The following is a 14,653-nucleotide window of genomic DNA, read 5'->3' on the forward strand; positions in this document are numbered from 1 at the left end:
GCGAAAGTCCGCTGGCAAAGATCGAATCCTTCGTCAACTGCAAGTGCCCCAAGTGCGGTGCGGCAGCAAGACGGGAAACCGACACCATGCCCCAGTGGGCAGGGTCTTCCTGGTACTTCCTCCGCTACTGCGATCCGCACAACGACAAGGAATTTGCATCCCAGGAGGCGCTGAAGTACTGGATGCCGGTTGACTGGTACAACGGCGGTATGGAGCATGTAACACGCCACATGATCTACTCCCGTTTCTGGCACAAGTTCCTGTATGATCTGGATCTGGTGCCCACCTCTGAGCCGTATGCAAAGCGTACCGCACAGGGTCTGATCCTCGGCCCGGACGGCGAGAAGATGTCCAAGTCCAGAGGCAACGTCGCAGACCCGAATGATGTAGTCGATGTCTATGGCGCCGATGTGCTGCGTCTGTACGTTCTCTTCATGGGCGACTATGAAAAGGCTGCGCCGTGGAGCGAGAGCAGCGTCAAGGGCTGCAAGCGCTTCGTAGACCGTATCTGGGCATTGCAGGACAAGGTGACTGACAGCGACAGCTACAGCGATGCGCTGCGCTCCAAGATGCACAAGACCATTAAGAAGGTGTCTGAGGACATCGAGGCAATGAAGTTCAACACTGCCATTGCTGCTATGATGACATTGCTCAACGACATCTACGATGCCGGCTCCATCACCAAGAAGGAGTTCCGGGATCTGCTGATCCTGCTGTATCCGTTTGCACCGCACATCTCTGAGGAGCTGTATCAGGTCATCGGCTGCGAGGGCGTGCTCAGCGAACAGGAATGGGTGACCTATGATGAGGCGCAGTGCGTGGACGACACCATCGAGATCGTTGTCCAGATCAACGGCAAGGTTCGTGCAAAGCTGGAGATTCCGGCAGATGCCGAAAAGGATGCCGTTCTGGCACAAGCAGCCGCAGAACCGAAAGTTTCGGAAGCAATCGCCGGAAAAACAATCATAAAGCAAATATATGTACCAAAGAAACTTGTCAATTTTGTGGCAAAATAACAAAAAACAAATTTGTTGGAAAAATCTCTTGACATCTTGTGCAATATGTGGTACAATAATCTATATTGCAAAAAATGATGACACAATGACAGGTATTGCTAATCTCTGGCAGCCCGGTTTCGGTCGGGAAGCCAGTTAGATAAATTGGAAATCTGGTTACGGCTGGATGGAAGATTAGCCTCTGCCGTAGTGGCAAAGGGAGGGAAATGTAAGTGGCAGAAGTTCGCGTTGGTAAGAACGAGTCTTTGGACACCGCGCTGAAGCGTTTTAAGAGATCTTGTGCGAAGGACGGCGTTATCGCTGAAGTCCGCAAGAGAGAGCATTACGAAAAGCCTTCGGTAAAGCGTAAGAAGAAGTCGGAAGCTGCTCGTAAGCGCAAGTATTAATCCAGAAATTTGCGATACACAGCATGCGGGCGCACTTGACGAAAGTGCGTCCGTTTTTTTGTGCGGCATTTTTCGACAGGGTTTGATGACCATGGAAGGAGAGAGGGCAATGCTGTTCCACGCAAAACTTGCGCTGCGAAGCGTCTGCGATATCACGCCGGAGCTGCTGGGAAAGCTGGGCGTGCGGGGACTTTTGCTGGACATTGACAACACGCTGACCACTCACGACAACCCCACGCCGGCACCCGGTGTGGAGGGCTGGGTGGCTGGAATGCAGGCGGCGGGGATTTCCCTGTGCCTTGTGTCCAACAACCACCCGCCGAGAGTCGAGCCGTTTGCCAGGCGGCTGGGGCTGGATTTCGTCTGTGAGGGGAAAAAACCGCTGACGAAGGGATATCGGGAGGCAGTGCAGAAAATGGGACTGTCACGAAAGGAAGTGGCAGCGGTGGGGGATCAGATCTTTACTGATGTGCTGGGCGCAAATTTGTTTCGTGTGCCCTGCATCTTTGTATTCCCCATGGAAATGGAAAAAACGAAGTTTTTCAAATTCAAGCGCCGGATGGAGGTGCCCTTTTTGCCCCGCAAAATTTATGAGGGGCCGGAGGTCGCAAAGTCCGGCAGGCAAGGAGTCGATAGCATATGATCAAAAAAGTATTGGTGATTCATGGACCGAACCTGAATCTGCTGGGCGAACGGGAGCCCGGCGTGTACGGAAACACCACCTTCGCCGATCTGAACCGTCAGATTCTGGATCGTGCCGAGGGACTGGGGCTGGAGTGCGAGATCTTCCAGTCCAACCACGAGGGTGCGATCATCGACAAGCTGCACGCAGCACGGCACACTTTTGACGGCGTTGTCATCAATGCCGGTGCCTATACCCACTACAGCTATGCCATTCACGATGCCATCCACGACATTCGCATTCCCTGCGTGGAAGTGCACATCAGCAACATCTATGCACGGGACGAGTTCCGTTCCCACTCGGTGCTGAGTCCGGTTTGTGCCGGAACGATTGCCGGCTTCGGCATCAACGGCTATTTTCTGGCGCTTCAGGCACTTTCCGAGATGTAAGGGGGCGGGGACATGTCAAATCCAATTCAAAAGCTGATGGGGCTGCTGCCTGCCAGAATTGACTGCGCCATCATCCAGTCCGATGTCAACCGGCGCTATTTCACCGGAATGCTCTCCTCCGCCGGAACGGTGGTATGCTTTCGTGAGGTTTCCTATCTCATCATCGACTTCCGGTATATTGAAAAGGCACGGCAGTGCGTGACAAATTGCCGTGTCATTGAACAGCACGACCTGATGTTTCAGATTCAGGAGCTGCTGCGGAAGCATGGTGCAAAGACGGCAGCAGTGGAGTCCATGACCATGACGCTGCATGATTTCGCTGTGCTTCAGCGTGCGCTGGAAAAACAGGTGCAGCTGGATCGGAGCGACGTGCTGAGCCGTGCCATCTATGACTGCCGCACGGTGAAAACGCCGGAGGAGATCGAAAAGATTCGAAAGGCACAGCGTATTGCAGAGGCGGCGCTGGCGGAAACGCTGAACTATATCCGTGTTGGCGTTTCGGAACGGGACATCATGCTCTACCTCAACCACGCCATGCTTCAGCGTGGCTCTGAGGGGGAGTCATTCCCCACCATCGCACTCACCGGTGCAAGGACTTCTATGCCGCACGGCGTTCCCACGGCGGAGGCAAAGGTGCAGTCCGGCGACTTCGTGCTCATGGACTTCGGCGCAATGGTGGACGGCTACCACAGCGACATGACCCGTACCGTCTGCGTGGGACAGCCCACAGAGCGGATGCGTGAGGTGTACGGCGTGGTACTTCGGGCACAGGAGGAGACGCTGCGGCTCGCCAAAGCTGGCGTGACCGGCAGGGACATGGATGCCTGCGCAAGAAAGATCATCACTGACGCCGGCTATGGCGACAACTTCGGGCATTCGCTGGGACACGGCGTGGGCATGGAGATTCACGAGTACCCCAATGCTTCGCCGGCATCTCAGGCAGTGATGGCAGAGGGCAACGTGGTCACGGTAGAGCCGGGCATCTATCTGCCGGGCGAATTTGGCGTGCGCATCGAGGATTTCGTGGTGATCCACGAGGGCGGATGCGACAATCTGACGGAGGCACCGAAGCAGCTGATTACGCTGTAAAAGGAGATTGACACAATGGGAATGTATGCAGGCTATTACCAGATTTCCGACACAGAACTGGAACATCTGCGGCAGCTGGAGGAACGTGCTCTGGTGAAACAGGCGGAAACGCTGACAGAGGACGAAACTGCGGAAGCGTGTGATCTGGACAAGATGTGGGATGCGTTGCATTTTGTGCTGACCGGAGATACTCTGTCCGATGCCGCAGACCATGATCCATTGTCAGAGGCAGTGTGCGGCAGCGACTTTCTGGCACGGCAGCTGCATGTGGGCGGCATTCCGGCAAAGCGTGTGAAAGAAATTGCACAGGCTCTGCACGAGGTGGATTTTGCCGCACGTCTGGCAGCCTTGCAGATGTCCGATTTTGCAGCGGCAGATATCTATCCTGCCATCTGGGAAAGACCGGCGGAGGAAGACGATATTCGTGCGGAACTGCCGGCGTACTTTGCGGATTTGCAGGCATTCTATGACAATGCCGCAGAACAGGGTAACGCAGTGCTGGTGATGATCGGCTGACCGGTGCGGTGCCGCCGAAAGATTTTTCCAGTAAAAACGTAATTTTTTTTGCGGAAAGTCTTGCAAAGCGGGCAATTATGTTGTATAATAAAGTTAAGCAATGTTTTTCTGAGGGGATTTTCCAGGCTGTTGCCGGAGCTCCTTTCTCGTTGCAGCAAACACAGGAATAAAACGGAGGTTTCATTTTATGATTTCAGCAGGCGATTTCAGAAACGGCGTAACATTTGAACTGGATGGAAACGTTGTACAGGTTATCGAATTTCAGCACGTAAAGCCGGGTAAGGGTGCCGCATTTGTCCGCACCAAGTACAAGAATGTTATCACCGGTGCAGTTGTAGAGCGCTCTTTCAACCCTACGGATAAGTATCCGACTGCTTACATCGAGCGTAAGGACATGCAGTATCTGTATGCAGACGGCGATCTGTACTATTTCATGGACATGGAAACATATGAGCAGCAGCCCATCGACAAGTCTAAGCTGGGTCCGGCTTTCGCATTTGTCAAGGAGAACATGGAAGTTAAGGTTCTGTCCTACAAGGGCAACGTATTCGGCGTAGAGCCGCCGTACTTTGTAGAGCTGGAAGTTACCGAGACAGACCCGGGCTTCAAGGGCGATACTGCTACCAACGCTACCAAGCCGGCAACGCTGGAAACCGGCGCAGAGATCAAGGTTCCGCTCTTCATCAATCAGGGCGATATGATCCGCATCGACACCAGAACCGGCGAATACATGGAGCGTGCATAAATCCCAAAAGGCAAGAAACAGAATCCCTGCAAAATGTGCAGGATTCGGAACAGAACAGGAGGCAATGGTATGAATCTGACGGATAAAATGGCATATCTGTGTGGTATGGTTGACGGCATGGAGCTGGATCTGACAAGCTCCAAAGAGGGAAAGGTACTGGGCAAGATCCTCGATGTGATGCAGGAAATGACCGCTTACATCGTTGATCTTCAGACACAGGTAGACGAGCTGACAGATACCTGCGATCTGCTGGATCAGGATCTGGGCGATCTGGAGGACATTGTCTTTGACGAAGATGACGACGAGGACGATGACGAGTACGACGATTACTATGATGAGGACGAGGACGACGAGGTTCAGTACGAGACCGTTTGCCCCACCTGCAAGAATACCATCGTTCTGAGCGAGTCGATTCTGGACAAGGGTGAAATGCCATGTCCGTGCTGCGGTCAGAAACTGGAATTCGGCGATGTGACAGAAGCTGATTTCGCCGAGGACGCAGACGAAACAGAATCGGAAGACTGAATCAGACTCTGAGAACCTCGGCAGAACCTGTATGGGATCTTTCCGGGGACAGAGTGCAATGTGACAAAACAGAAATGATAGAAGGAGCCGGCAGAGGTGTCGGCTTTTTCTTTCGAGTGCGTGAAATCCCATGCGGATTCCCATGTGCTCCATGGGGTATCTCCGCAGGACGGAACGCAGTCGGAAGGGGGGTGTACAGGATCGATGCGCTGAAAAGCTGTCGGATGCTGTAAAACCGAAGGATTGCGGGAGCGTGGGGATACCCTTTGTCATTTTTGATGCGACAAAAGACACAATGAGGTGAAAAAATTGTTTCCAATTGTAGAAAAGAAAAGGCTGAACGATGCGGTCGTTTGGGTGAAGCTGAAAGCGCCGCTCATCGCCCGTAAGGTGCAGGCAGGACAGTTTATCATGTTCCGTCTGGACGAGTTCGGCGAGCGTGTTCCGCTGACCGTTGCCGATTATGACCGTGAGGCTGGAACGATCACGCTGATTTTCCAGATCGTGGGAGAATCTACCCGCCAGTTCGCCGCTTTGGAAGAGGGCGATTCGATTCTGGATCTGGTAGGACCTCTTGGCATGCCCACAGAGATTCCGGAGGGCACAAAGTCCGCTTGCGTCATCGGCGGCGGCGTGGGGTGCGCCATTGCTTATCCGCAGGCAAAGCAGCTTCACGCCAAGGGCATTGCCGTGGATACCATTGCAGGCTTCCGCAGCAAGGACATCGTGATTCTGGAGGACGAATTCCGTTCGTGCAGCGACAATCTCTATCTGTGTACCGATGACGGCTCCTATGGCACCAAGGGCTTCGTGACCAACGTGCTGCAGCAGCAGCTGGAGAGCGGAAAGAAATATGACGTGGTCATCGCCATTGGACCGGTGCCCATGATGAAGTTTGTCTGCCAGACCACAAAGCCGTATGACCTGCCTACGATCGTATCCCTGAACCCGATCATGGTAGACGGTACCGGCATGTGCGGCGGCTGCCGTGTGACGGTTGGCGGGAAGATTCGCTATGCCTGCGTGGACGGGCCGGACTTTGACGGACATCAGGTGGACTTCGAGGAACTGATGCGCCGCAACGGCACATACCGGGAACAGGAACAGCACGTGTGCAGACTGCATCGGGAAGGGGGCGCACAGTAATGGCAGGAAAATTTAACATGGCACAGCAGAAAGTGCCCATGCCGGAGCGTGACCCCAAGGAACGTGCGAGATGCTTCCAGGAGGTTGCCATGGGCTATACGCCGGAACAGGCAATCGAGGAGGCAGGCCGCTGCCTGCACTGTAAGGCGAAGCCCTGCGTCAGCGGATGTCCGGTAGGCGTGCCGATTCCGGACTTCATCGCAGCAGTGGCAGCCGGAGATTTCCTTCAGGCATATGACATCATTCGCACCACCAACAGCCTGCCCGCCATCTGCGGACGTGTCTGCCCACAGGAAAACCAGTGCGAGGGCAAGTGCGTTCGTGGCAAGAAGGGGGAGCCGGTCGCCATTGGCAGACTGGAACGCTTTGTGGCAGATTACGCCAGAGAGCACGGCTATGCCGGCAATCTGGAAAAAGCGCCTGCCAACGGCAAGCGTGTGGCAATTGTCGGCGGCGGTCCGGCAGGTCTGACTTGTGCCGGCGATCTGGCACGTCTGGGCTATCAGGTGACGATCTTCGAGGCATTTCAGGTGGCTGGCGGCGTGCTAATGTATGGCATTCCGGAATTCCGTCTGCCCAAGTCCATCGTGCAGCAGGAAATCAAGACGCTGGAAAAAATGGGCGTGGAGATTCAGCCGGACATGGTCATCGGGAAGATCCTCTCCGTGGATGAGCTGATGGAATCCGGCTATGATGCGGTATTCATCGGCTCCGGCGCAGGTCTGCCCCGCTTCATGAACATTCCCGGCGAGGCGCAGGTGGGCGTTTGCTCGGCAAATGAGTACCTTACCCGAATCAACCTGATGCACGGTTATGATGATAACTATGCAACACCGGTCATTCGCTCCAGGGCGGTTGCTGTGGTCGGCGGCGGCAACGTGGCAATGGACGCTGCAAGAAGTGCGCTGCGTATGGGTGCGGAGCATGTGTACATTGTCTACCGCCGTTCCGAGGCAGAGATGCCGGCACGTCTGGAGGAAGTGCACCACGCCAAGGAAGAGGGCGTGGAGTTTCAGAACCTCTGCAATCCCGTGGAGATTCTGGGCGACGAGAACGGCCGTGTCAACGGTCTGAAGTGCATCCGGATGGAACTTGGCGAACCGGATGAGAGCGGTAGACGGCGGCCGATTGCCATTCCGGACAGCGAATTTGTGCTGGATGTGGATACCGTGATCATGGCAATCGGCACCTCCCCCAACCCGCTGATCTCTTCCACCACAGAGGGACTGGACACCAATCGCTGGGGCTGCCTGATCGTCAACGAGGACATGGCAACCACCAAGGACAAGGTCTATGCCGGCGGCGATGCCGTAACCGGCGCAGCAACGGTCATCCTGGCGATGGGTGCCGGAAAAACAGCGGCTGCTTCCATTGACGAAATTCTGTGCGGAAAGGCACAGACGGAGTGAAAACAGCCACAATGAGAGAAAGGGCTTTGAAACATGAGTAAGAAATTTGCAAGACTGGGACTCGCTGCCAGCACCGCAGCACTGACGGGTGCACTCTGCACCGTAACCGCATTTGCTTCCAGCGGAAGCGGCTCTTCGAGCGGCTCTGCCGGCGGTATGGGAACTGTGGGCTACCTGATCTTTATGGTGCTGCTGTTCGCAGTGATGTACTTCATCCTGATCCGTCCGCAGAAGAAAAAGGACAAGGAAGCCAAGGCAATGCAGGGCGCACTGCAGATCGGCGACGAGATCGTGACCATTGGCGGTATTGTTGGTCTGGTGGTTCAGGTCAATGAGGACACCATCGTCATTGAGACGACCGGAAACCGCAACAAGATTCGCCTGAAGAAGTGGGCGATTCAGGAAAACCTGACCCTGTCGGAGAATACCAAGCGGGAGCAGGAGGCAAAGATCGCCGCTGCCAAAGCCAAAAAAGAGGGCAAGAAGAAAAAGAAGGATGACGACACCACTGGGGATGGCGGCATCCTGAAGGACTAAGAGCTTGTGTTCATAGGCGTCTATCTACGTCTTTTCGGCAAATTTTGTTGCATACTGCGTTAAAAATTCTTGCCATACGAAAGTATGCCCGCAAATTTTTGCCTTGTCTGCAAAAAAATTTGCTCGAAAATCCGCATATATTTCCTATGAATACAAGCTCTAAGCTTAATTTTTACGCCAAGACAGCAGACTGTATGCAAAACGCATGCGGTCTGCTTTTGCGTTCTATCGCCCCCGCTGCTTGCATAAGCTTGGAGTAACACCAAGGGCAGAGGAGGGAACGCCATGCAGACAAGGAGACAGCCGCCACGGAAAAACATTTGGGAAACCGGCGTGTGGTTTCTGTTGCCGGCCGTTTTCGTGGGACTTGCTATACTCTGCGGAATGGTGCTCCTGTTTGCGCTGCTGCTGTTGAAAGCGGATGCGCCAGCGTGGATGGAAACCCTGCTGGCGCTAGCTGCGCTGCTGACTGCCGGCTATGGCATGGGACGCTTTGCCGGTTACCGGCGGCACCGCAAAGGGCTTCGCACCGGCCTGCAGTGCGGTGTGCTGTTGTATCTGCTGCTGGTGCTGGCAGGTGTACTGTGGCTGCATGAGGCGGGCACGCTGTGGAAAGGGCTTGTGCTGATGCTGAGCAGTGCGACCGGCGGAGTGGCTGGTGTCAATCTTCCACGAAAGCATCCTCCACGATAGGGGGAAAGCATAGGAAAATTATCGGTTAATATGTAAACTTTTTTCCGTTCCCGTGCGGAACGCTTGAAAATGGGACGAATTTGTGATATAATGAGAATAAATTTTTTGGGGGAGGGTTTCGAATGAAGCACATCAAGACCATCAACAAGGCTAACCTGAAGGCATCTGCTGAAAAGGGCGGCTGCGGTAAGTGCCAGGCTTCCTGTCAGTCTGCATGCAAGACTTCCTGCACAGTAGCAAACCAGAAGTGCGAGCACTAAGCGCATTTCAAGGCACGCATTACCGGACGATCGAACAGGCTTGAAAAAGCCATGGAGGAAAAGGGGCAGCTTGTTGTCCCTTTTCTTTTATCCCATAGACGATCAGAGTCTGTTTCGCAGCGTTGCAGGCTCTTGGAGTTGTAGAAAGAGGAATTGTAATGATCCATAAGTATAAATTGGGCGATTATAATATTGTGTTGGATGTCAACAGCGGTGGCGTCCATGTGGTGGACGAGCTGACCTATGACATGCTGGACAATGTGCAGCCACCGTTTGCGCCGGTCTGTCCGCCGGAGGTTGTGGAAAAGCTCTCCCGCTTTTATGCGCCGGAGGAAATCCGCTCCTGCTATGCCGAGGTACTGGAGGCATACGAGGAGGGCATCCTGTTTTCGCCGGATGACTACGAGAAGTACGCCAACTTTGCCGTGGCTTCTCCCATCAAGGCGATGTGTCTGAACATCGCCCACGACTGTAACCTCCGCTGTAAGTACTGCTTTGCCTCCACCGGCGATTTCGGCGAGGGCAGAAAGCTCATGTCCTATGAAACCGGAAAAAAGGCAGTGGATTTCCTGCTGAAAAATTCGGGAAACCGTGTCAATCTGGAGATGGACTTTTTTGGCGGAGAACCGCTGATGAACTTCGAAACCGTCAAGAAGATCGTGGAATATGCTCGTTCGCAGGAGCCGATCTACAATAAGAAGTTTCGGTTCACCATCACCACCAACGGCATGCTTCTGACCGATGACAAGATCGATTTCATCAATCGGGAGATGTCCAATGTGGTACTGTCCATTGACGGCAGAAAGGATGTCAACGACCGTATGCGCCCCCGTGTGAACGGCAAAGGCTCCTATGACCGCATCATCCCCATGTACAAGAAGCTGGTAGACCAGCGTGGGGAAAAGGAGTACTACGTCCGCGGCACTTACACCAAATACAATCTGGACTTCGCCGACGATGTGTTTGCGCTGCTGGATGCCGGATTCGACCAGATTTCTGTGGAGCCGGTTATTGCCGATCCGGAAGAACCGTACGCCATCACAGAGGCAGACCTGCCCCGAATCTTCGAGGAGTACGAGCGCCTGATGCAGAAGATTCTGGACTACGAGGCAACCGGCAAGAAGTTCAATTTCTTCCACTTTATGCTGGATCTGGATCAGGGACCCTGCGCCATCAAGCGCCTGCGTGGCTGCGGATGCGGTAACGAATACGTGGCAATCACACCGGACGGCGACATCTACCCCTGCCACCAGTTTGTGGGCGAGGCAGAGTATAAGATGGGCAACGTGGACGACGGCACATTCAACCAGCAGATGAAGTCCGACTTCGCCAAGACGCACATCTACAGCAAGCCGGACTGCCGGAACTGCTGGGCAAGATTCTATTGCAGCGGCGGATGCAACGCCAATAACTATCAGTTCGCCGGCGATGTGCATAAGGCACACAAGTTGTCCTGTGAGATCGAAAAGAAGCGTTTGGAGTGCGCCATTGTGCTGAAAGCGATTCGCATGGATCGTGCAGCAGCTGCGCAGGAGAGCGAAGCATAAAGGCAAAAAAATATCAGATTCCAAAGACTGTCGAGATTCGGCAGTCTTTTTTGTTGGAAAACTGGCACATCGCACAAAATATTGCAATAAAATCGAGCTGTAGTTTCATAAAATCGAAAAAAATTAGGAAAGGATTGACAAGATAGTGCGAGAAATGCTATACTAAATGTGTCGTTTTCGTGTGGCAGAGCGCCACACGGAGATGCAGGGAAAAAAGAATGGAGGAAAGAGGACATGAAAAACAAAAAATGGATCTCGCTGCTGCTGGCAGGTATGATGGCAGTCGGCACAATGGGCGGTATGGCAGTATCTGCCTCGGAGGCAGAGAGCACATCACCGGCAGCTGCTGGGGAAACCGCAGAGGCACCGGTGGTAGACAGCGTGGAAGAGGCTGTGGAAGTGCTGGGCGTAGAGGAAACCGCTCCGGCAGCTGACGTAACCGTTTCGGTGGACAGTGAGAACAACGCAGCCGTAACCACTGCACCGGCAGAGGAGGCTGTTTCCACAGAGACCACCGCAGCTACTACTGTGGAGCGTGCAGAAGTGACCACGGTTGCAGCCGTTCAGGCAGAGGCAATCCAGACCACCGTCATGACTGGTAATGCGCAGGGCGTTGCACCCACCAACTATTTCGATGATGTGGTTCTGATGCTGGACGTTTCCGGCAGTATGAGCGGCGAACCCATGGAAGCAATGAAGGACGCAGCCGTTGGCGTTTGCGAAAAGTTCCTGAAGGCTGACCCCAAGACTGTGATCTCTGTGGTTGCATTTGGCACAAACGTACAGTCCCTGCGGTACAGCAGCGACTTTACCTCTCTGGCAGCTTACATCCGCTCGCTGAAGGCATACGGCATGACCAATATGTCCGGCGGTATGGAAGAGGTAAAGCTGATCCTGAACGGCAGCAACGGCAAGCAAAAGTCTGTCATCATTATGGCAGACGGCATGCCCAACGAGGGCGGCCATTCGTATGATGCGGACTACGGCTATGATGGCTATCAGAACTATGCGCTGAACTACGACAACAACGGTCTGAAAACTGCTGCCACTGTTTACAGCATCGGTTTCTTTGATTCCTACTACAGCAAGACGGACGAGCAGTTCATTCGGGATCTGGCAAGCGATCCGAAGTACGGCTACATTGTAGAGGATGCCAAGGATCTGGACGGTGTATTCAATATGATTTTCCAGAACATCGCCATTTCCTCTGGAAAGACTAGCGTTCCCACGGCAACGCCCACCACAGACACCTCCTCTTCTCCGAAGACCGGAGACGCGGGTGTCGGTGTGATCGTCAGCGTGATGGCACTGGCAGTTTGCGGTCTGGCACTGAGCAGAGCACGCCGGAAGTAATCGCAGACATACAATCGCAAATCCAGCAAAAAAGAGCTGCTGTACCAAAATCGGTACAGCAGCTCTTTTGCGTTTGTCTTGGAAAGACAGGCTGTTAGAGCTTGTGTTCGTAGGAAATATATGCGGATTTTCGAGCAAATTTTTTTGCAGACAAGGCAAAAATTTGCAGGCATACTTTCGTATGGCAAGAATTTTTAACGCAGTATGCAACAAAATTTGCCGAAAAGACGTAGATAGACGCCTATGAACACGAGCTCTTAGATCAAATCAAAGTGCGCCAGTGCTTTCTCCAGTCCGTCGTCCGTCAGATTTGCCGTGATGTAGTCGGCGTAGGGGTGCAGCATGGGATTGTCACCCATGGCAATGCCTGTGCCGGCAGCTTCCATCATGGGGCGGTCGTTGAGACTGTCGCCCACGGCGTAGACGTTGGCACGGTCGGCATGCAGCAGCGCCATCATCTTCTCTATTCCCGTTGCCTTGGAGCAGCCGCAGGGAACCATCTCCGCAAAGCGGTTGCCGCGGTCGATGTAGTCGAACTTGCCCGTCAGACCCGCCTGAAATGCAGCCAGATCGCTGGCATCGTCATACCAGATGACGAACTTGTCGGTGTACCAGTCCGCATCCTCCGGCAGATTGGAAACCGGCACGTGCTTGCTCTCGTAAAGCGCCAGAAGCTTCTGCAAGTCCGGCAGGATCCGTGTGCCGGGGTCGATGAACATGGCATCGCTGCGCTCATACAGCACTGCCACATTGGTGCGGCGAACCAGCTCTACGATCTCCCGGCTGCATACCGGTGTCTGCTTCTCGTGGAACAGCACCTTGCCGTTATATTCCAGCTCTGTACCGCAGCCATAGACAAATCCGTCAAAGCCGATTTCCCGGAGGAACGGGTCAACATTCATGGCAGTGCGTCCGGTGTTGATGAGGGTGGCGTTGCCTTTTTTGCGGGCAGCCCGAATGGCACGGACTGCGGATTCCGGCAGGTAGCCGTCCTCGGAGATAATGGTGCCGTCAATGTCAAAGAAAATGAAATTTTTCATAAACTCGCTCACTTTATAGGATTCTATCAAATGTTTTTGAATAGGCTGACCATTTCCAGTGCGGACATTGCGCAGTCATAGCCCTTGTTGCCTGCCTTGGTGCCGGCACGCTCGATGGCCTGTTCAATGGTGTCGGTGGTCAGAACGCCGAAGAGTACCGGAATGCCGGATTCCAGTCCAACCTGTGCGATGCCCTTGGAAACCTCGGCACACACATAGTCGTAGTGGCTGGTTGCACCGCGAATGACAGCGCCCACGCAGATGATGGCATCATACCTGCCGGTGTGCGCCAGTTTCTTGGCAGCCAGCGGAATCTCAAATGCGCCCGGCACCCATGCCAGTGTGATGTCATCGCCGTCGGTGCCGTGGCGCAGCAGGCAGTCCTCTGCACCGCCCACCAGCTTGGTGGTGATGAACTCGTTGAAACGAGATGCGACGATTGCGATTTTCAGACCTTTGCCTTCATACATGCCTTCCAGTGTTTTCATGATGTGATACCTCCGTGATTTTTTTCGGCTTCGAGAAGCTCCTGATAAAAGATGTCCAGTTTTCCCACATATCCAGGCTTCCACGGCTTGTTTTTGCCGCAGTAGTGGATGATGCTGGTGTTCTGCCGCACCCAGTCCAGCGTGCGGATGTGACCGGGATGCCGTGCGTTATACATGGTGAGAATGCGGTCGCTTAGATTGTAGCGATAGCTGTCCTCCAGCTGAATCTGCTTGCCGTACAGGGCGGTGATGATGTCCTGATCCGGCAGGAGCAGGCGGTTTTTCTTGTCGCTGATAAATGCCAGCACGTCCTCTGTGGTCTGCTGCTGCCGCAGCTTGGGCAGGTTCAGCAGCATTACGCCGGTGTTGAGGTAGGGGACATCCTCCGTGATGCCCAGCCGCAGGCAGTTCATTTTGTTGAACAGCGCACGCACATGGGTGCAGGCAATGTAAGATGCCCCCTGAAATGGCTTTCGGTACAGCTCTTCTAAGGATCGGATGACAATGGTGTCTGTGTCCAGATAGAGGATGCGTTCCAGATCGTCCGGCAGAAACTGTGCGGCGAAAATGCGGTAGTAGATCTGCTTCGGGTAGCGGCTGGTTTCTGGAAAGTCCCGAAAGAAGGACTCGTCTACCTTTGCCTCCAGAATCTCCGCCTCCGGCACAGCCTGCTGCATCTGCGCCAGATCCTCAGCAGTCAGATCGGAGTGCAGGACGTGTGCGGTGTAGCCTGTCGTGCAGGGATAGCGGACGATGGAGCGCAGACACTGCACCAGCATCCAGCAGAAGTTGCGGTTGATGCAGAATAGTAAGTGCAAGGGAATGTCACCTT

Annotated in this window: 18 protein-coding genes; 15 read left to right on the top strand and 3 right to left on the bottom strand. The window is 54.1% G+C overall.

Annotated elements, in window-relative coordinates; all coding sequences use genetic code 11:
* From QZL66_RS05820 to QZL66_RS05890, 15 genes are all read left to right on the top strand, one after another.
* Positions 1-1,016: class I tRNA ligase family protein (locus QZL66_RS05820; RefSeq protein ID WP_293601896.1), on the top strand; the 1,016-nt coding region annotated here is incomplete at its 5' end.
* A 212-nt stretch (positions 1,017-1,228) separates the two neighbouring features.
* Entirely contained in the window at positions 1,229-1,402 is a 174-nt protein-coding gene (rpsU, locus tag QZL66_RS05825) for a 30S ribosomal protein S21 (protein WP_009984057.1), read from the top strand.
* Between the two features lie 109 nt (positions 1,403-1,511).
* Positions 1,512-2,045, top strand: a complete 534-nt coding sequence (locus QZL66_RS05830) for a YqeG family HAD IIIA-type phosphatase (protein WP_022410795.1) — start codon at positions 1,512-1,514, stop codon at positions 2,043-2,045.
* A complete protein-coding gene (aroQ, locus tag QZL66_RS05835; protein WP_022410796.1) occupies positions 2,042-2,473 on the top strand; it encodes a type II 3-dehydroquinate dehydratase in 432 nt (143 codons plus the stop codon). The genes QZL66_RS05830 and aroQ overlap by 4 nt, the downstream gene beginning before the upstream one ends.
* A 12-nt stretch (positions 2,474-2,485) precedes the next feature.
* Positions 2,486-3,562, top strand: a complete 1,077-nt coding sequence (locus tag QZL66_RS05840) for an aminopeptidase P family protein (protein ID WP_022410797.1) — start codon at positions 2,486-2,488, stop codon at positions 3,560-3,562.
* Positions 3,563-3,577: 15 nt separating this feature from the next.
* Positions 3,578-4,078: a YfbM family protein gene (locus QZL66_RS05845; protein WP_022410798.1), complete on the top strand. Its 501-nt coding sequence runs from the start codon at positions 3,578-3,580 to the stop codon at positions 4,076-4,078.
* Between the two features lie 187 nt (positions 4,079-4,265).
* On the top strand, positions 4,266-4,823 hold the full coding sequence (gene efp, locus QZL66_RS05850; protein WP_022410799.1) for an elongation factor P: 558 nt from the start codon (positions 4,266-4,268) through the stop codon (positions 4,821-4,823).
* Between the two features lie 69 nt (positions 4,824-4,892).
* The gene (locus tag QZL66_RS05855) at positions 4,893-5,348 is read left to right on the top strand and encodes a CD1247 N-terminal domain-containing protein (RefSeq protein ID WP_022410800.1); all 456 of its coding nucleotides are present in this window, start codon (positions 4,893-4,895) and stop codon (positions 5,346-5,348) included.
* 309 nt (positions 5,349-5,657) lie between these two features.
* Positions 5,658-6,494 carry a sulfide/dihydroorotate dehydrogenase-like FAD/NAD-binding protein gene (locus tag QZL66_RS05860; RefSeq protein ID WP_022410801.1) on the top strand — a complete coding sequence of 279 codons (837 nt, stop codon included), beginning with the start codon at positions 5,658-5,660 and terminating at the stop codon, positions 6,492-6,494.
* Complete coding sequence (gene gltA / locus QZL66_RS05865; protein ID WP_022410802.1) at positions 6,494-7,903, top strand: NADPH-dependent glutamate synthase; 1,410 nt, start codon at positions 6,494-6,496, stop codon at positions 7,901-7,903. Before QZL66_RS05860 ends, gltA begins: the two co-directional genes overlap by 1 nt.
* A 33-nt stretch (positions 7,904-7,936) precedes the next feature.
* Positions 7,937-8,440 (top strand): preprotein translocase subunit YajC, encoded by a 504-nt coding sequence (yajC, locus tag QZL66_RS05870; RefSeq protein ID WP_022410803.1) that lies wholly within the window; start codon positions 7,937-7,939, stop codon positions 8,438-8,440.
* A gap of 285 nt (positions 8,441-8,725) precedes the next feature.
* Positions 8,726-9,133, top strand: a complete 408-nt coding sequence (locus QZL66_RS05875) for a TIGR04086 family membrane protein (RefSeq protein ID WP_022410804.1) — start codon at positions 8,726-8,728, stop codon at positions 9,131-9,133.
* Positions 9,134-9,255: 122 nt separating this feature from the next.
* Positions 9,256-9,393, top strand: coding sequence for a six-cysteine ranthipeptide SCIFF (gene scfA, locus QZL66_RS05880; protein WP_022410805.1), 138 nt, complete (start codon positions 9,256-9,258; stop codon positions 9,391-9,393).
* Positions 9,394-9,551: 158 nt separating this feature from the next.
* A complete protein-coding gene (gene scfB / locus QZL66_RS05885) occupies positions 9,552-10,940 on the top strand; it encodes a thioether cross-link-forming SCIFF peptide maturase (protein WP_022410806.1) in 1,389 nt (462 codons plus the stop codon).
* A 234-nt stretch (positions 10,941-11,174) separates the two neighbouring features.
* Complete coding sequence (locus QZL66_RS05890; protein WP_022410807.1) at positions 11,175-12,293, top strand: vWA domain-containing protein; 1,119 nt, start codon at positions 11,175-11,177, stop codon at positions 12,291-12,293.
* A 257-nt stretch (positions 12,294-12,550) separates the two neighbouring features.
* Here QZL66_RS05890 and QZL66_RS05895 read toward each other — a convergent pair whose 3' ends face one another.
* Genes QZL66_RS05895 through QZL66_RS05905 form a run of 3 tightly spaced genes read right to left on the bottom strand, consistent with a single transcriptional unit; the run spans position 12,551 to position 14,639 of the window.
* A complete protein-coding gene (locus QZL66_RS05895) occupies positions 12,551-13,333 on the bottom strand; it encodes an HAD-IIB family hydrolase (protein ID WP_022410808.1) in 783 nt (260 codons plus the stop codon).
* Positions 13,334-13,359: 26 nt separating this feature from the next.
* Entirely contained in the window at positions 13,360-13,821 is a 462-nt protein-coding gene (ribE, locus tag QZL66_RS05900; RefSeq protein ID WP_022410809.1) for a 6,7-dimethyl-8-ribityllumazine synthase, read from the bottom strand.
* Positions 13,818-14,639 (bottom strand): glycosyltransferase family 8 protein, encoded by an 822-nt coding sequence (locus tag QZL66_RS05905; RefSeq protein WP_022410810.1) that lies wholly within the window; start codon positions 14,637-14,639, stop codon positions 13,818-13,820. The genes ribE and QZL66_RS05905 overlap by 4 nt, the downstream gene beginning before the upstream one ends.
* Positions 14,640-14,653 lie beyond the last annotated feature (14 nt).

Source organism: Ruminococcus sp. CAG:330, from assembly GCF_000437175.1.
In the GTDB taxonomy this organism is placed as follows: Bacteria; Bacillota; Clostridia; order Oscillospirales; family Ruminococcaceae; genus Ruminococcus_C.